Below are 16,621 nucleotides of genomic sequence, written 5' to 3'. Positions count from 1 at the left end.
TCGTGAAGCGAAAGGCAAAAAAAATAGCCGTTAGTGCTGCCGTTTTGATGTGCACTGTCTTGCTTGCATCATGTGGTTTTGGCGGAAAGTCGTCATCGAAAAACTATTCAACGACTGGTTCAAGTAATGGTACTTATCAAGGTGTGATTAAAAATGGTCGTTACCGAACAAGTAAAGCTCGGGGGATAAATGTCTCACAAAATGATAATCAATATAACCTTAAAAGCTTTGAAAGTGGTTTGACTCAGGTTTCAAAACGAGTCTTTTCAACAAAAAGCTATATTTTCCAAGAAGGTCAATACCTTAGTAGTGGGACGATTGAAAACTGGCTTGGTCGAAAAACAAAGAGTAATCCTGAAGGGCTAAACCCGGCTCAAGGAAAGAAGAGCAATCCTAACCCAGTCTATATTCAACAAATTGAAGAGCAAGATTATATGCAAGAAAGTGGTAATTCCATGAAATTGCGGGGGATTACGATTGGTATTGGAATAAATTCCGAATATAATTACCAAACTAAGACAGGAGGACCCACTTTAACTAAGAAGATTAGTGATAGTGAGGTTCGTCGTCAAGGTGAAATCGCGGCACAAAAGGTTCTTCAACGAGTGCGGAAAAAGTCAGGAGTTGGAAACGTTCCAATCGTGATTGCACTATACAAACAAGCCCCAGATGATAGTTTAGTTGGTGGTACATTCTTTGCTTATAGCAAGAATAGTGGTAATACGATTAGTAGTTGGCGGAAGTTAAATTATAAGAATGTAGTCCTTCCAAAGGCTAGTGCATCAACAACTAATAGTTCTGATCAAACTGATGATGATAGTTTCTCAAACTTTAAAAGTCAGATTCAAAGTTTCTTCCCTAACTTGAGCGGAGTTACAGCACAAGCACAATATGAAAATGGAACTTTGTCGGGGATGCACATTACTGTTACTACTCAGTTCTATAGTCAAAGTGAAATTACTAGTTTTACCCAATATATTACCCGGGCAGCGAAGAAGTACCTGCCTAATGGGATTCCGATTGATATTAAGATTCAATCTGATTCAGAAATTCAAGCGGTTGTTTATCGGAATGCTGGTTCTGATAACTTCCAGTCACATATTTTTGATTCTTATTAAAGGTGAAAAAGGAGAATATCGATTCGTTACTAGAAAATGCGAACCGATAACTCCTTTTTTATTTCTACATGGATGAAATAGGAGCCTATTCTGTGCTAAAATTGTTAAATGTATATGTAGATTTTAAATTACTGGAAAAGAGGTAGAGAGAATGGCCAGTAAAATCACTGAGCAACAAGTAGAACACGTTGCTGAACTTGCTAAGCTTGAGTTCCCTAAGGATGAACTTAGTAAGTTTACCACTCAACTAGGAAACATTATTGATATGTTTGAAGACCTCGAAGCGGTTGATACCGATGGCGTTGAACCAATGACATCAGCAACCGATCGGGTAAATGTAATGCGTGAAGATAAGGCAGTTAAGAGTTCTAAAGACGAACAAGAAGCCTTGCTTAACAATGCTCCTGAAACTGATGGTGGCTACATCAAGGTTCCAGCAATTCTTGACGAAAGTGAGGACGGCGAATAATGGATTTTTACCAAACAAGCTTGAGTCAATTGCACGATGACTTGGTAAATAAGAAAATTAGTGCAACTGAATTAACCAAGGAAACTTTTGACCACATTAAGGGTAACGAAGATCAAGTTAAAGCCTTCATCAGCTTAAATGAGGACCAAGCACTAAAGCGGGCAGCTGAGATTGATGCAAAAGGCATTAGTGCTGATCAATTAACTGCAGGGGTTCCGCTTGCAGTTAAGGATAATATTTTAACTAAGGGCCTTACAACGACGGCTGCTTCTAAGATGCTTGAAAACTTTAACCCCGTATATGACGCGACAGTTGTTGAAAAGTTAAATGCCGCTGATTACATCAATGTTGGTAAGACTAACCTTGATGAATTTGCCATGGGATCATCTACTGAAAATTCAGCATTCTTTACGACTCATAACCCATGGGATCTTACACGGGTTCCTGGTGGTTCTTCCGGTGGTTCTGCTGCTGCTGTTGCGGCCGGAGATGTTTTAGGTGCGCTTGGTACTGATACTGGTGGTTCTATTCGGATGCCTGCTTCCTTTAACGGTGTCGTTGGGATGAAGCCTACATACGGTCGTGTATCGCGGTGGGGAATCATTGCCTTTGGTTCAAGTTTTGACCAAGTCGGCTGGTTGACCCAAAATGTTAAGGATAATGCCTTGTTGACCGCCCTCATCAGTGGAAATGATGAACGGGATATGACATCCTCACTTAAAGAAGTTTCAGACTGGGCAGCCCAATTAAACGAAAATACGAATGTTAAAGGCTTACGGATTGCTGTGCCAAAGGAATACTTTGATGGCTTAGACGAAGATGTTCAAGAAGTAATCAAGGCTGCTTTGGACCACTTAGAATCCCTCGGCGCAATTGTTGATGAAGTAAGTTTGCCACACACCAAGTATGGGGTTCCTGCTTACTACATTTTAGCCTCATCTGAAGCATCTTCTAACCTTCAACGTTACGATGGTATCCGTTATGGCTTCCGAGCTGCTGATGTTAAGAACTTGGAAGACGTTTATGTTCGTTCTCGTTCGGAAGGTTTTGGTGAAGAAGTTAAGCGGCGGATTATGTTAGGGACCTTCTCTCTCTCTGCTGGTTTCTATGATGCTTACTTTAATAAGGCCGCTAAAGTTCGCCGTCTTATTGCCCAAGATTTTGAAGACGTATTTAAGGATCATGATGTAATCGTTGGTGCTACTGGTGCTTCGACAGCATTTAAGATTGGTGCGGAGATTGATGATCCACAAACTATGTACATGAACGACGTATTGACTGTTCCCGTTAATATGGCCGGCCTTCCTGCAATGTCCATTCCTGCTGGCTTCTCTGCTAAAAATGGTATGCCAGTTGGTCTGCAAATCATCGGAAAAGCATTTGACGAACAAACAGTTTATAACACTGGATATGTCTTTGAACAGACAACTGATTTTCACAAGAAGACACCAAAGTTAGGAGGTCAAAACTAAGATGAACTTTCAAACAACAATCGGTCTAGAAGTCCACGTTGAATTAAAGACTAATTCAAAGATTTACAGTCCATCCCCCGTTGAATACGGTGACCAGCCTAACGCAAACACTAATGTCATTGACTGGGGTTACCCTGGTGTGTTGCCAAGCTTAAACAAGGGTGTCGTTCGTGACGGAATCATGGCTGGGCTTGCTCTTCATGCTCAAATTGCCCACCACATGCACTTTGACCGGAAGAATTACTTCTATCCTGATAACCCGAAAGCCTACCAGATTACTCAATCAGATACTCCAATCGCTCATGATGGTTGGATTGAAATTGAAGTAAACGGTAAGAAGAAAAAGATCGGTATCAAAGAAATGCATATTGAAGAAGATGCTGGTAAGAACACTCACACCAGCAAGTATTCATACGTTGACTTGAACCGGCAAGGAACACCGCTAATTGAAATTGTTTCTAAGCCAGATATTGCCTCGCCTGAAGAAGCAGTGGCTTACTTGGAAGCATTGCGTCAACGGATCCAATTTACGGGGATCTCTGACGTGAAGATGGAAGAAGGGTCCATGCGGGTTGATACCAACATTTCAATTCGGCCAATCGGTTCTGACAAGTTTGGGACCAAGACAGAAATGAAGAACATCAACTCCTTTAACTATGTTCGGAAGGCCCTCGCATTTGAAGAAAAACGGCATCAAAAAGTATTGATGGCTGGTGGACACATTGGTCAGGAAACTCGTCGTTATGATGAAGCGACTGGGGAGACTATTCTGATGCGGACAAAGGAAGGTTCTGATGATTACCGTTACTTCCCAGAACCAGACTTGCCACCAGTAAATGTTAGCGATGAATGGATTAGTGAAATTGAAAGCGAAATGCCAGAAATGCCTGGTGAGCGTCGTGAGCACTATGTTAAGGATCTTGGCTTAACTGATTACGATGCGATGGTTCTTACCCAGACTAAGGAGATGTCTGATTTCTTTGAAGAGGCTGTTAAGGACGGTGGCGATCCTAAGCGGGTAGCCAACTACTTAATGAACGATGTAAACTCATACTTGAACGATAAGCAAGTTGACTTACAAGATACCAAGCTTACTCCAGCTAACCTTGCCGGCATGGTGAAATTGATTGAAGACGGAACAATTTCTTCTAAGATGGCTAAGAAGGTCTTCAAGGGAATCTTAGATGGTGAAGAACCAAATGCTTACGCAAAGGAACACGGTCTTGTTCAATTATCTGATCCTGCGCAACTACAGCCAATCGTTGATGAAGTTCTTGATAACAACGAACAATCAATTGAAGACTTTAAGAATGGTAAAGACCGGGCTGTCGGCTACTTAATGGGTCAAATCATGAAGCAAACGCGTGGTAAGGCCAACCCACAAGTTGTTACTCAATTATTGATGAAGTCTTTGAAGGCTAAATAGAGTAGGGAGGGATGACCGTGCGAAAACGTGCTCGGATAATTTATAATCCTACCTCAGGCCGTGAAACATTGCGAAGTGATTTAGTTGATATTCTCGCAATTTATGAGAAAGCTGGATATGAAACTAGTGCTTTTGCGACTACTCCTGCGCCTAACTCGGCTAAGAACGAAGCCACTCGTGCTGCTGAAGACGGTTTTGATTTGATTGTAGCTGCTGGTGGAGACGGTACCCTGAATGAAGTGGTTAATGGAATTGCTGGGTTAGAACATCGGCCAACATTAGCGATTATTCCAGCAGGGACGACTAATGACTATGCACGGGCATTACGGATTCCTCGGGATGATCCGATCGCCGCGGCTAAGTTAATCTTAAAGAAGAATAAGAAATTTAAGATTGATATTGGTCGGGCTGGTGAAAACTACTTCATGAACATTGCTGCTGGTGGAACGATGACTGAATTAACCTATGAGGTCCCTTCGCAAATGAAGTCCCTCTTTGGTTACGCAGCATACTTCGCCAAGGGAGCAGAGTTAATGCCGCGGATTAAGCCAGTCGATATGCTAATCAAGTATGATAATCAGGAATACCGGGGCAGTGCTTCCATGTTTATGATTGCCTTGACTAATTCGGTCGGCGGTTTTGAACAAATTGTGCCAGATGCATCACTTGATGATGGAAAGTTTACGATGATCATCGTCAAGAAAAGCAGTGTGATCGATATGCTCAGCTTAATGGCAAAGGCACTTCAAGGAAAGCACCTTGATGATCCGCGCATTATTTATGCTAAGGCAACCGATATTGAAGTTATTCCGCTAAACAAGGATGACCGCTTGATGGTTAACCTGGACGGGGAATACGGTGGCGACGCGCCAATGAAATTCCATAACCTTAAACAGCACCTAGAAGTAATTGCTAACTTGGATGAGATTCCAGAAGATGCGATTACAACCTCAGCTGATTTTAAGCGGGTCGAAGAAGACTTTATGAATGGCATTGACAATTATAAAGATCGCGAAAAGAAATAGAATAAACGGTCAGCTTCACAAAGAGGAAGTTGGCCGTTTGTTTTGTTATAATAGGAGAAGTTTGTAACGTTGAAATTAATGGAGGAATAACTTTGAAACTAAACATTCCAGTACATAAAAATGAAGAATATCCAGCGAAGGTAGTGGATTTATCTTACGAAGGCAATGGAGTCGTTAAGATTGATGATTTTCCCGTCTTTGTTCCCAATGCCCTTCCTGGTGAAGAGATTACGGTAAAGATCACCAAGGTAACCAGCCACTTTGCTTGGGGACGGGTAATGGACTGGCAGACGAAGAGTCCAGACCGCGTTGATGTTAAGGATAAAAAGTACATTCAAACGGGAATCGCTCCACTTGGTCATTTGAAGTATGATGCCCAGTTGAAATTCAAGCAACACCAAATCCAAGAATTATTGGACAAAGCACACTTAGATGAGATTGAAGTTTTGCCAACGATGGGGATGGAAAAGCCTTATCATTACCGCAATAAGGCCCAAGTACCAGTAAAAATGGTCCGCGGCCAATTAGAAACCGGTTTTTACAAGCGGGGGAGCCACAATTTAGTACCGATTGAAGATTTCTATATCCAAGATCCAGAAATCGATAAGGCAATTGTGGTTGTCCGGGACTTATTGCGACAATACCACATTACACCATATGATGAACAAACTGGTAAGGGCGTGATTCGCACAGTAATGGTTCGACGGGGATACTACAGCCATGAAATGATGGTGGTCTTAGTCACGAATACGAAGCGGCTGCCAATGGAAAAGCAAATCGTCGACGGAATCGTTGCCGGAGTTCCAGAAGTAAAAAGTATTGTGCAAAACATCAATGATAAGCGAACGAACCGCTTGCTTGGTGATAAGAATAAAACATTATGGGGTGCTGATGAAATTCACGATCAGCTCCTCGGAATTGATTTTGCCATCTCACCACTATCCTTCTACCAGGTTAATCCACAACAGACTGAACGCCTTTACCAAACGGCTATCGATAATGCGGGATTGGACGGTAACCAAACCGTCATCGATGCCTATTGTGGGATTGGTACGATCTCATTAGCAGTTGCTATGCACGCCAAGCAAGTATACGGGGTTGAAATTGTTCCTGCCGCGATTGAAGATGCCAAGCACAATGCCAAACGGAATGGGATTAAGAATGCTAAATTCGTTGTCGGTAAAGTGGAAGAACAGTTCGCTAAATGGCAAGCAGCAGGGCTCAAACCAGATGTCGTGATCGTTGATCCACCACGCAAAGGTCTTGCCGAATCCTTAATTGAAGCGACTGGTAAGATGGGACCAAAGAAAGTCATCTATGTTAGTTGTAACCCTGCTACCTTGGTTCGTGATATTAAGCGGTTCGCTGACCAAGGCTACCATGTAACAAAGCCAATCCAGCCAGTGGATCAATTCCCACAGACGACGCATGTCGAGAGTGTTACGGTGCTGGAACGTACAGAAAAATAGCTCATAAACCGCGTCATGACGGCATTTGCGGATGATTAAAAGTGTACTAATTCCTATTTTGGTGATTGGAATTAGTACACTTTTTCTATTTGGGGATAGCAGGTCGGGTGTTCAATGTCCTATTTCGATAGTCGAGTAGGCGAATGTCCAGTTTGGCAGGTCGTGTCGATTAGGGTAGTGAAAGTAGAGGTGAGCGTTGATATGGTAGCGTTTGTGGTATGTATGAATCGGTCAGTTTGGTACTAAAGATTGAGTTAACGAAAATAATATTGAATTTATGCTAATTCGGTTAAAATATCGAAAATTTGGGCTCTTTGTCAATGGGTAAGGATGAAGAGAATTTGGAGAACTAGACTAAGCCACCTTGGCTTTTTTTTATTATTGTGATTCTTGATTGCGCTATAATATTTTATGAGGTGAAAGAGATGGCTGACAAAGTTGTTGCGCGTCCGCTAATTACGATTGCAAATATTATTTGGAGTTTTAATCCCCTGACCCATTTACCACAAGTCCTGCTGGTCAAACGGGCTTATCCGCCATTTGAGGGCCACTGGGCTTTACCAGAAACCCTATTGCGGCGGGATGAAAGTGCTGACGATGCCTGTATCCGCCTGATTAAGGATAAAATTGGTGTTCGTCTATCAAACAGTGCTATCGAACAGTTGGCAACCTTCACCGATCCCGACCGGGTAAGCGGTGAGCGGGCCTTGGCGATTGCCTACATGACTTTCTTACCGACAATGCCGCAACTGAGGGCCGGGTACGGAGCAACCGAAGTCGGGTGGTTTAGTCTTAACTTTGACCACGGAAAGTTTATCTTGCAAAATGGTGACTTAGTTTTGAGTTTGGCTGCAGGGTCGGCGCTAGCATTTGACCACCACCAAATTATTAATACGGCCATTGTACGAATTAAAAATAAACTGGACTACCAGCCAACCATTTTACAGATCTTAGGACCGACTTTTACCCTTCGGCAAGCCCGCGAAGTTTATGCTACTTTCCGCCAAACAACGGTCGATCAAATTGATAATTCTAATTTTAAAAAGACCCACCAAAAACTGTTTAAGGAAGTTGGTACCGCCGCAACAAAGCGGTCAGGCCGGCCACCAAAGTTATTTAAACTGGTACTACCTTGCGTCTAAAAATAAAAGTGCTACAATCAGTGATAATAAAAGTTCAATATACTTTTATTTTTTGCGGTAGTTAAAGTTTTTTTTACCTAAATTTGTTAGGAGTTATTTAATAATGAAGCATGAATTATTAACCGACATGTATGAGTTTTCAATGGCCAACGGTTATTATCAAACACTTCCCCACGATAAGCAGGCGCGCTTCGACGTCTTTTACCGTAAGGCGCCCGATGATGGCAGTTTTGTGATTAGTGCTGGATTGATGCAAGTAATTGATGAAGTTAAGAACTGGCACTTTTCAACTGATGACATTGCTTATCTGCGGTCCCTTAACCACTTTAGTGACGACTTTCTCTTTTACCTGACGGCAGCTCACAACCGCTGCTCAATTAAGGCAATCCCAGAAGGCACGCCAGTCTTCCCACAGGAACCAATCCTTAGTATTAGTGGCCCACTAATTGATGTCCAACTTCTCGAAACCCTGATCTTAAACATCATTAACCACCAATCATTGATTGCAACAAAGACATGGCAGATCACCAGCGTTACTGGCGGACGCCCAGTAATGGAATTTGGTGCACGACGGGCGCAGGGGCCTGATGCCGCAATATATGGTGCGCGGGCTGCCATTATTGGTGGGTGCAGTAGTACCTCCAATGTGCTAGCTGCCAAGCTGTTTAACCTTCCGGCGGCGGGGACGATGGCCCACGCCTGGATTGAAAGCTTTCCTGATGAATTAACGGCCTTTCGTGCCTGGGCCAAAATTTACCCTGACAATGCTGCCCTGTTAGTTGATACCTACGATGTGGTTAACTCTGGGGTACCGAACGCAATTAAAGTCTTTAAGGAATTGCGGGCAGCTGGCCACGAACCGGTTGGTATCCGCATCGATTCTGGTGATATTGCCCAGTTGGCAACCAAGGCCCGGAAGATGATGGACGAGGCTGGTTTTACCAACGCTAAGATTACTGCTTCAAACGCCCTTGATGCCCACATTATTAAGTCATTGCTTGATGAAGGGGCACCACTGGATAACTTTGGGATCGGTGAGCGACTAATTACCAGTTCATCCAGTCCAGTATTAAGCGGTGTTTATAAAATGTCGGCATTAGAAAATGATGGCAAATGGGTGCCAAAGATCAAGATTAGTAATAGTCGCGAAAAGATTACGCTCCCTGGGAATAAGCAGGTTTACCGGCTCTACGATAAGCATGATCCCCAACACGCTGTTGCCGATGTAATTGCCCTGGCTGACGAGCAGATTGGAACCGAAATTGCGGCAATCAATGCTGATGTTCACGTCACCTGGAATAAAGTGATTTTAACCGACTTCATTGCTAAGCCACTGCTTAAGCAAGTTTTGACACTGGGAAAAGCGGCGCCAATTGAAACCGACACTTTTGCCATCCAGCACTTTGCGCAGACCGAATTAGCACAGCTGCCGGCGGCTACTAAGCGGTTGCTTAATCCGGACCGCTTCCCGGTTTATTTAACCAAGCGGTTAGCTGACTTGCAACAAAAGCTGGTTGATGAGGCACAAAAATAAGGAGTTAGCAATGACTAAAGCATTATTAATTATTGATTATACAAACGATTTTGTCGCTGACAATGGTGCGCTTACTTGTGGCAAGCCAGCGCAGGAATTAGAAGATTATTTGGTTCAGCTGGCCAACCGTTTTTACCAAAATGGCGACTACGTAATTTTCCCGACTGATGCCCATTGTGGGGACCGGTTTAGTCCAGAAGCTAAACTCTTCCCGCCACATAACGTGGTCGGTACGCCTGGTCAACAGCTATACGGCAAGGTTAATGACTGGTTTGAACAACATCAGGCCAGTGACCGGGTTTACCAGTTTAATAAGAACCGCTATTCATCATTTCAAAATACTAATCTTGATAACTACCTGCGGGAACGAAAAATTGATAACTTGTGGATTGCAGGTGTTTGCACCGATATCTGTGTCCTGCACACCGCAATTGCCGCCTATAATTTGAACTACCAGATTGCGATTCCGGTTAAGGGGGTCGCCACCTTTACCAAGCATGGTCAGGAGTGGGCGCTTGACCATTTTAAGAATTCACTGGGTGCAACGCTGGTTTAATGAATTTTGACTGCCTGCTATGAAGTAAGAACCCCAGTACTTGAATATTAAAATTAGTTTTTTTCATCGGGGCTGTTATTTCTTGCAATCTGCCAAATTAAAAAACTACAATCTAAAAACAGCACCCAACTCAAATAAGTGAGTGCTGAATATCCCAAGTTTTCACATATTAACTCTAATTACTTCACCATCTTTGAACGTAAACTCCATGTAACGTTGGAAGATGGTAATTTTTTCTACCAAGCGCCGAACCAATTGTTCATCAAAGTCAACTAAGCCATACTTGTGCAATTCGACTAATTTGTTGATTTCATCAAGGTTGTGTAGTTTGGCTTGTTGATTAGTTTCCCGACTCTGTACTTTTTCTTTTTGTTTGCGAAGGTCCATAATTTGTTGGGTTAGCGCATCACAATCCTGGTGTTGGCTGGCAGCTTGAATCAATTTCATCTGCACTTTTTCCAGCTGGTGGTCGATTTGATCAAGTGTTGGTCCTTTGGAGTTCTTGATGACCTTCATGATGTTAGCTTTAATTTGCTTACTGGCTAACTCGTGGCCTTCGATTAATTGATTGAATGCTTCAACAGTGGCTTCTTTTAGCAATGGCTCTTTGACATTCCTGATCATACACCGCCGGCCAGTTTTACTTCTCCTTATCCGGCTAGCACAGCGCCAGACCGCTACTTTCTCTGGCCGATACCACATATTCCGTTGCAAAATGTCACCGCATTTACCACAAAATACTTTTTGAGAGAAGCAATATTTGCCATTAAGCCGTCGGTGCTTGCCGTTCTTTGTGGTAATCCCATTACGCCGTTGTTTGATGATCTGCTGTACTTGCATAAATACTGATTTAGGAATAATCGCCGGGTGATCATTCTCCACGTAGTACTGGGGCATGATGCCTTCATTCTTCACTCGTTTTTTATTAAGAAAGTCAACAGTGTAGGTTTTCTGCAGAAGAGCATCACCCATATATTTCTCGTTCTTAAGTATTTTAGCCACGCCGCTAGAGCGCCAATTTTTTGTTTTGCCACCGGTCAAGATACCATCAGCTTTGAGCGAATCGGCGATTTGTTTCATAGTCATTCCGTTTAGGTAGCTATAGAAGATCCGTTTAATGACCTTGGCTTCCTCTGGTTCAATTACTAGATTTCCCTGATCATCTTTAGTGTAACCGAGGAAGTGATTATGATTGACAAACACTTTACCTTGTTGGTAACGGTATTGAATCCCCATTTTAACGTTTTGCGATAAGGACTCACTTTCTTGTTGGGCTAACGATGCCATGATGGTAATGAGCACTTCACCTTTGGCATCCATGGTGTTGATATTTTCTTTTTCAAAGAAGATTGCAACATTGATGGCTTTTAAGTCTCTGATATACTTCAGGCAATCAATAGTATTTCGAGCAAATCGGCTAATTGACTTGGTGACAATTAAGTCAATTTTACCGGCTTTACAGGCCGCAATCATTTTATTGAATTGTTCCCGTTTCTTGGTGTTGGTTCCGGAGATTCCATCATCAGCATAGATACCTGCAAATTCCCAGGTTGGTTCCTTTTGAATTAGCTCTTTGTAGTGAGCTACCTGAGTTTCGTAGGAGCTAGCTTGCTCATCGTAGTCAGTTGAAACCCGACAGTAGGCTGCTACACGAAGTTGCTCGAATGGTCGAGTACTTTGCTGTTGATGAACGCTATTTCCTTTTTGCTGATGGGCTGGGATAATGTGTACTTTACCCAATTAAATCACCTTCACTTTCGATAATGCTGTACAGATATTCTGCTTGCTTGATTGGTTCATTGAACCGTTGCTTAATGATGCCACGGTAGAATTGTTGATAGACTGCGGCTTTCTTGGTTAGTTTTTCAGTTAATTCCAAGGCACATTTGAGTTTAAAAATCACTTCAGTCGGATCGTTGACAATGATTTGCTGTGCAAAAGTTTGAAATAAGTTGGGATTAAAGCTGGTTAGCGTTTGCCCTTTCTGGCACCAACGCAGTAAAGACCTGACTTCTTCAAAATCGTTGGCTGAATCAGTATTTTGACTATTCAGTAGTTTGATCTTTTGTCGGCATTGATAAGTGTCTTGTTCTAGTTTGGCCGTTTGGTTAACATAAATGGCCTTGTCGAGCAGCCCTGATTGCATCAATCGGGTTAGCGTTTCGGCCTTATGGTCGTTAGCTTTGATTTGCTCAGCCAATTTTCCTAATTCACCATTGGAATTGCTATTAGCTTGATTTTGTAGTTCTTCAAGCAATGGTTGCAGTAGGAACTTCTGGCTGAAGATTAACTTATTCATCATGCTGCAGAAGGCGGCTTCCAAACTTTCTTCACTAATTGCTTTAATCGGGCATTGCTTGGCAGACTTTAAGTGCTTTTGACATGCCCAACAGATTTTATTAGGTCTGGTTTGTCGCTTAAAGGTGGTACTGCAATATCCACAGATGATTTTTCCTGAGAAAGGATAATGTTGCTGATACTTGTGAGTACCGACTTCAATGTGGCGCTTTTGCGCATTTTCCTTAATTATTTTCTGAGCTTGATCGAAGGCTTGGTGACTGATCAAACTTGGATGATGGTTTTCAATTAGGTATTGGGCTAGTTCACCATGGTTGAAATGGCGATGATATTGATCATCACGATAAGTTTTCTGGCACAGCATGTCACCGGTGTAGTTGATGTTTCGTAGAATGTTAAGGACCGTATTACTGCGCCAGTGACCGCCACGTTGGGTAGCAACTTGATGTCCATTTAGCTCTTTAGCAATTTGCGTGGCAGAAGTGCCAGTCAGAAATTTATGGAAAATATGTTTCACGGTCCGTGCTTCTGCTGGATAGATTAATAAGTTGCCATCTCGAAGCTTATAACCGTAAGGTGCAGAAGATACTCTAAATTCACCATTGGCAAAGCGCTGCCGAATTGCCCAGCGTAAGTTGCCAGCTGTGGAGCGCGATTCATCCTGAGCGATACTACTGAGAATGGACAAGAATAGTTCACTCGCCATTGCCCCAGTATTAAGATGTTCCTTTTCAAAAATGATCGGAATGTTCAGCTGTTGCAATTCACGGACAATTTGTAAACAATCAGTCGTATTTCGTGATAAGCGACTGATGGATTTGGTTACTATCAGGTCAATCCGGTTATTGCGACAATCAACCAGTAATTCTTTTAAAGCATTCCGTTTCGTTAATTTAGTGCCAGAAATGCCTTCATCATAGTAGATTTTGGCAAGTTGCCAATTGGGATGGTGACTAATGTACTCCTGATAATGCTCACGCTGATTTTGCAGACTTTCCAACTGTTCGACATTGTCAGTAGAAACTCGGCAGTAGGCTGCCACACGTAGTTGCTTGACATCATTGTGATAACCTTGAATTTTAGTAATGGTCGACATGGCAAACCTCCTTTCGTCAGTGTGGTATGTTAGCTCTGGATCGTTGATGTAGCAACACATTCAGGACTATATAGTGGTGGAAAGGACTGCTTGTTTAATTGGTCAATCTTTTGAAATTGATCAGCCGAAATCAACCCTTTATCCAGCAAATGTTGGATGATCTGTTTGGATTGTCGATAATGTAAGTCATTTAGCAATTGCTTTTGCGAAATTGTTGTATTGATCGACGTCAGTGGTTGATGAGTTACTTCTTTAACTTGTTTTGTCATCTTAATTACCTCCACTGATAAGCCAGCGGAGGTCGAAAAGTAAACCATGGTAAAAGAAAAAAGCTGACAGAAAACTGCCAGCTAAAAAGTTGAAAAAATAGGATAGATCAGCTATCATAATAAAAGAAAAGAGAGCAACGAGCTGCATCTCGTTACCCTCAAGCGTGATCAGGAATGATCGAGGATGAAGCTAACCGTTATGGTTGGCTTTTTTTATTATCGCGTAGGCTTTGGCGCAGTCAATGATCAACTGGCCGACTGCCACGATAACTATGGCGGCAGTAATGCCGAGTCCTCGATTCTTTCCAAATTAACATAGTCATCACCTCGCGTTATCAGGAATAGTTGAAGGGTGATGCGACCATGTCCTTATCACTAAGCCTTCCATGTTGGGAGCGACCCACCATTTCAGACCTGATGATATTTTACCATAGAAACAACAAAAAGCCTGCAGACCGCAGTCCACAGGTAAAAGTTAGTTATTATCGTCCTTATCGTGCAATTGTTGGAGAACACTTTTCAATTTATCAGGTACGGGTAGCCCCAGACGGCTTATATTTTCTAATAGAGAAATACCTTCATTAGAGATATAGAAGAAAATAGTAGCGGTACGGATTGCTGAACCATTCTTTAATAGGTAAATATCAAGGCAATGTGCAATGCCAACTAACAATAGGATTAATACTTTGCGCGTAAGCCCACGAAAGCCAATCTCGCTGGAGAGCTTATGCTCATTAATGGCACAAAGCACTCCGGTGATATAGTCCACGACCATAAAAATCAAGAGAACATATAAGAAACCATCTAGCCCGCCTAAGAACCAGCCGAGAAAAGCACCAATTGCACCAAAGCAAGTATTAATTACCGTTAAACTAGTTGTCTTCATTCGGATCATCAACTCCTCTCGAATACTCGGCCTTAATTTCCAAGTACTCATGGTTATATTTGACATCATCAATAAAGCCAATATTGTAGCCACGACCTTCAAACCAAATGTTGGTTTCTTCGTCAATATCATCACGATATCGAATAATAAAGGACAATTGCTTTTCCAATTTGACCGTAACCGCCGTATAATATTCTTGACCATGCAGAGCAGAAACTTTTGCCCACACATCGCCTAAGCGAACATCCTTGTACATCGACATTCCAGTATTAGGATTTTCGCCGACATATTTCTTTTTCGTCAGCGTAATGCGGCGATCTAGCTCACCAATATCAGCAATCTTACTGATACGTTCGTTTTGCTGTTGCATTAAAATTCCTCCTTCCGGTAAGGGGACAAGATGGCTCGAAGAAATTTGATCATGGCATCAAAATCGGCGGTTTCCCGATATTCGTAAAGGTAGGCCACGGTATAGAGAATCGCGGTATGAATATCATCAGGGAGGGAATCAAACGCTGATAGTGGTTGGCGAAGCACATTCTCGACCGTAGCTGTTGCCGATCCAATCAACTTTGTGATGAGGTCATCCTCAACAGTGTTATCTACCCTCAGGTAGGCTTTTGTTTCGGCCAAAGTAATAGTAGCCACATTTCATCAATCCTTTCTACTTAGCAGCCATGGACAAGGTTTTAATTGCTTCTGGTAGAACGACTTTGCCATCAACTCGTTGTGATCCTAAGAAGCCAACTTGACCAGTTACGGCGTAAAGCTCATTAAGACGTTTGAAAGTTCGGCCTTGTCGATCTGCAATCCAGTAGTAGTTAAAGTCACCGAAAAGCACCGGCTTATTGGCGGCAGCCAATGTCGGCATGAATGGGCTAGTGTAAACCGGACAGTTAAGAATTCGGTCTGGTTGGCCCGCCTGAACGGAAGGTTGCCAAATGTACTGGTCATTCTTATCCTTCATCTTGCGGATGGTCTTCACAGTGTCATCGTTCATCAAAAAGACAGCATTTTGACGGTATGGCGCCTTTAAGGAATAGAAAAGGTCGATCAAATCATCAAAAGTTAACGTATCGGCCTTAGCAGCTGTGGATCCGGCTGAAGCACCATTAGTGTCAGTTAAGATGCCAGTAGGTTGACCAGTACCGGTACCGGTTAAAAAGGCTTGTTCTTCGGCATTACCGAGTCGGCGGCCAAATTCATCAGAGAGATAGGACATCAAATCAAATGCGGAATCGTTTAGTAATTCTTCCGACACTTTGATTAGGGTTCCTAACTTATGGGCGCCTAGTGACACCTGACTAAATTGCGTGTTGGACTCTGTGTAGGCTGCTTCTTCTTCAAGCCAAGCAGCTGTTCCTTCGCTGGCAACAACCGGAATCTTGTGTTCACCGCTGTTGGTTTGGATGACATGGCTGATGGTTCGTAGGACATTTGCTTCTTGCAACTTTTGGATAAGTTGGTTTTCAAATTCGTCGGGCACTAAGAAACCACCATCGGGGTCCGCACCTTCCTTAAGAGCATCCACGACGGCATGTCCACGCATCATTTGCCAGAAATCTTTTGCATAAGCATCCTGGCTCTTTGGTAGCTGATCAGCAGTTGGGGAATTAGTAAGGGCCTTACTGGTGGGTTGGTTCAGTATCACTTCAATTTCTGCCTGCTTGTGCCTTCGATTGATTTCCTTACCTAAGTCGACAACTTCTTGCTCCATCTTTTCATAGCGGGCATTGTCTTCGGCTGATAGTACATCCGACTCCTTTTGCTTAGCATCCAGGAAATCCTTTGCTTGCTTCCAAATACGGGCACGCTTTTCTTGTAATTCAGTAATCTTACTCATTGATAAGTCCTCCTAAAA

16 protein-coding genes are annotated in these 16,621 nt (G+C 42.8%); 9 read left to right on the top strand and 7 right to left on the bottom strand.

Annotated elements, in window-relative coordinates; all coding sequences use genetic code 11:
- Positions 1-2 precede the first annotated feature (2 nt).
- The 9 genes from SH603_RS08925 to SH603_RS08885 all read left to right on the top strand — a co-directional run bounded on the left by SH603_RS08925 (position 3) and on the right by SH603_RS08885 (position 10,211).
- Complete coding sequence (locus SH603_RS08925; RefSeq protein WP_019253117.1) at positions 3-1,118, top strand: CamS family sex pheromone protein; 1,116 nt, start codon at positions 3-5, stop codon at positions 1,116-1,118.
- Positions 1,119-1,269: 151 nt separating this feature from the next.
- Positions 1,270-1,587, top strand: coding sequence for an Asp-tRNA(Asn)/Glu-tRNA(Gln) amidotransferase subunit GatC (gene gatC, locus SH603_RS08920; protein WP_003674852.1), 318 nt, complete (start codon positions 1,270-1,272; stop codon positions 1,585-1,587).
- Positions 1,587-3,059: an Asp-tRNA(Asn)/Glu-tRNA(Gln) amidotransferase subunit GatA gene (gene gatA, locus SH603_RS08915; protein ID WP_169472747.1), complete on the top strand. Its 1,473-nt coding sequence runs from the start codon at positions 1,587-1,589 to the stop codon at positions 3,057-3,059. The genes gatC and gatA overlap by 1 nt, the downstream gene beginning before the upstream one ends.
- A gap of 1 nt (position 3,060) precedes the next feature.
- The gene (gene gatB / locus SH603_RS08910; RefSeq protein WP_003664499.1) at positions 3,061-4,485 is read left to right on the top strand and encodes an Asp-tRNA(Asn)/Glu-tRNA(Gln) amidotransferase subunit GatB; all 1,425 of its coding nucleotides are present in this window, start codon (positions 3,061-3,063) and stop codon (positions 4,483-4,485) included.
- 11 nt (positions 4,486-4,496) lie between these two features.
- A complete protein-coding gene (locus SH603_RS08905; RefSeq protein ID WP_086132505.1) occupies positions 4,497-5,510 on the top strand; it encodes a diacylglycerol kinase in 1,014 nt (337 codons plus the stop codon).
- Between the two features lie 92 nt (positions 5,511-5,602).
- Entirely contained in the window at positions 5,603-6,979 is a 1,377-nt protein-coding gene (gene rlmD / locus SH603_RS08900; RefSeq protein ID WP_321533869.1) for a 23S rRNA (uracil(1939)-C(5))-methyltransferase RlmD, read from the top strand.
- 425 nt (positions 6,980-7,404) lie between these two features.
- Positions 7,405-8,121 (top strand): NUDIX hydrolase, encoded by a 717-nt coding sequence (locus tag SH603_RS08895; protein ID WP_321533868.1) that lies wholly within the window; start codon positions 7,405-7,407, stop codon positions 8,119-8,121.
- 103 nt (positions 8,122-8,224) lie between these two features.
- Entirely contained in the window at positions 8,225-9,655 is a 1,431-nt protein-coding gene (locus SH603_RS08890) for a nicotinate phosphoribosyltransferase (RefSeq protein ID WP_321533867.1), read from the top strand.
- Positions 9,656-9,665: 10 nt separating this feature from the next.
- Positions 9,666-10,211 (top strand): cysteine hydrolase family protein, encoded by a 546-nt coding sequence (locus tag SH603_RS08885; protein WP_034525178.1) that lies wholly within the window; start codon positions 9,666-9,668, stop codon positions 10,209-10,211.
- 162 nt (positions 10,212-10,373) lie between these two features.
- Here SH603_RS08885 and SH603_RS08880 read toward each other — a convergent pair whose 3' ends face one another.
- The 7 genes from SH603_RS08880 to SH603_RS08850 form a co-directional block, all read right to left on the bottom strand.
- On the bottom strand, positions 10,374-11,951 hold the full coding sequence (locus SH603_RS08880) for a recombinase family protein (RefSeq protein ID WP_321533866.1): 1,578 nt from the start codon (positions 11,949-11,951) through the stop codon (positions 10,374-10,376).
- On the bottom strand, positions 11,944-13,605 hold the full coding sequence (locus SH603_RS08875; protein WP_321533865.1) for a recombinase family protein: 1,662 nt from the start codon (positions 13,603-13,605) through the stop codon (positions 11,944-11,946). Before SH603_RS08875 ends, SH603_RS08880 begins: the two co-directional genes overlap by 8 nt.
- A 29-nt stretch (positions 13,606-13,634) precedes the next feature.
- The gene (locus SH603_RS08870) at positions 13,635-13,874 is read right to left on the bottom strand and encodes an SHOCT domain-containing protein (RefSeq protein WP_035153947.1); all 240 of its coding nucleotides are present in this window, start codon (positions 13,872-13,874) and stop codon (positions 13,635-13,637) included.
- Positions 13,875-14,349: 475 nt separating this feature from the next.
- Positions 14,350-14,760, bottom strand: a complete 411-nt coding sequence (locus tag SH603_RS08865) for a phage holin family protein (protein ID WP_321533864.1) — start codon at positions 14,758-14,760, stop codon at positions 14,350-14,352.
- Positions 14,747-15,130 carry a phage head closure protein gene (locus SH603_RS08860; protein ID WP_321533863.1) on the bottom strand — a complete coding sequence of 128 codons (384 nt, stop codon included), beginning with the start codon at positions 15,128-15,130 and terminating at the stop codon, positions 14,747-14,749. Before SH603_RS08860 ends, SH603_RS08865 begins: the two co-directional genes overlap by 14 nt.
- The gene (locus SH603_RS08855) at positions 15,130-15,408 is read right to left on the bottom strand and encodes a head-tail connector protein (protein WP_321533862.1); all 279 of its coding nucleotides are present in this window, start codon (positions 15,406-15,408) and stop codon (positions 15,130-15,132) included. Before SH603_RS08855 ends, SH603_RS08860 begins: the two co-directional genes overlap by 1 nt.
- A gap of 16 nt (positions 15,409-15,424) precedes the next feature.
- Positions 15,425-16,603 carry a phage major capsid protein gene (locus tag SH603_RS08850; RefSeq protein WP_321533861.1) on the bottom strand — a complete coding sequence of 393 codons (1,179 nt, stop codon included), beginning with the start codon at positions 16,601-16,603 and terminating at the stop codon, positions 15,425-15,427.
- Positions 16,604-16,621 lie beyond the last annotated feature (18 nt).

This window comes from Limosilactobacillus reuteri, assembly GCF_034259105.1.
Taxonomy (GTDB): domain Bacteria; phylum Bacillota; class Bacilli; order Lactobacillales; family Lactobacillaceae; genus Limosilactobacillus; species Limosilactobacillus reuteri_G.
The sequence above is the reverse complement of the archived record's forward strand: the minus strand, read 5'-3'. Positions and strand labels throughout refer to the sequence as shown.

Excerpts from the sequence above, each read along its gene's own strand:
- gatA (WP_169472747.1), top strand. The coding sequence starts at position 1,587 with ATGGATTTTTACCAAACAAGCTTGAGTCAATTGCACGATGACTTGGTA.
- gatC (WP_003674852.1), top strand. The coding sequence starts at position 1,270 with ATGGCCAGTAAAATCACTGAGCAACAAGTAGAACACGTTGCTGAACTT.
- SH603_RS08890 (WP_321533867.1), top strand. The coding sequence starts at position 8,225 with ATGAAGCATGAATTATTAACCGACATGTATGAGTTTTCAATGGCCAAC.
- SH603_RS08905 (WP_086132505.1), top strand. The coding sequence starts at position 4,497 with ATGACCGTGCGAAAACGTGCTCGGATAATTTATAATCCTACCTCAGGC.
- SH603_RS08870 (WP_035153947.1), bottom strand. The coding sequence starts at position 13,874 with ATGACAAAACAAGTTAAAGAAGTAACTCATCAACCACTGACGTCGATC.
- SH603_RS08895 (WP_321533868.1), top strand. The coding sequence starts at position 7,405 with ATGGCTGACAAAGTTGTTGCGCGTCCGCTAATTACGATTGCAAATATT.
- SH603_RS08850 (WP_321533861.1), bottom strand. The coding sequence starts at position 16,603 with ATGAGTAAGATTACTGAATTACAAGAAAAGCGTGCCCGTATTTGGAAG.
- SH603_RS08865 (WP_321533864.1), bottom strand. The coding sequence starts at position 14,760 with ATGAAGACAACTAGTTTAACGGTAATTAATACTTGCTTTGGTGCAATT.
- gatB (WP_003664499.1), top strand. The coding sequence starts at position 3,061 with ATGAACTTTCAAACAACAATCGGTCTAGAAGTCCACGTTGAATTAAAG.
- SH603_RS08875 (WP_321533865.1), bottom strand. The coding sequence starts at position 13,605 with ATGTCGACCATTACTAAAATTCAAGGTTATCACAATGATGTCAAGCAA.
- SH603_RS08885 (WP_034525178.1), top strand. The coding sequence starts at position 9,666 with ATGACTAAAGCATTATTAATTATTGATTATACAAACGATTTTGTCGCT.
- SH603_RS08860 (WP_321533863.1), bottom strand. The coding sequence starts at position 15,130 with ATGCAACAGCAAAACGAACGTATCAGTAAGATTGCTGATATTGGTGAG.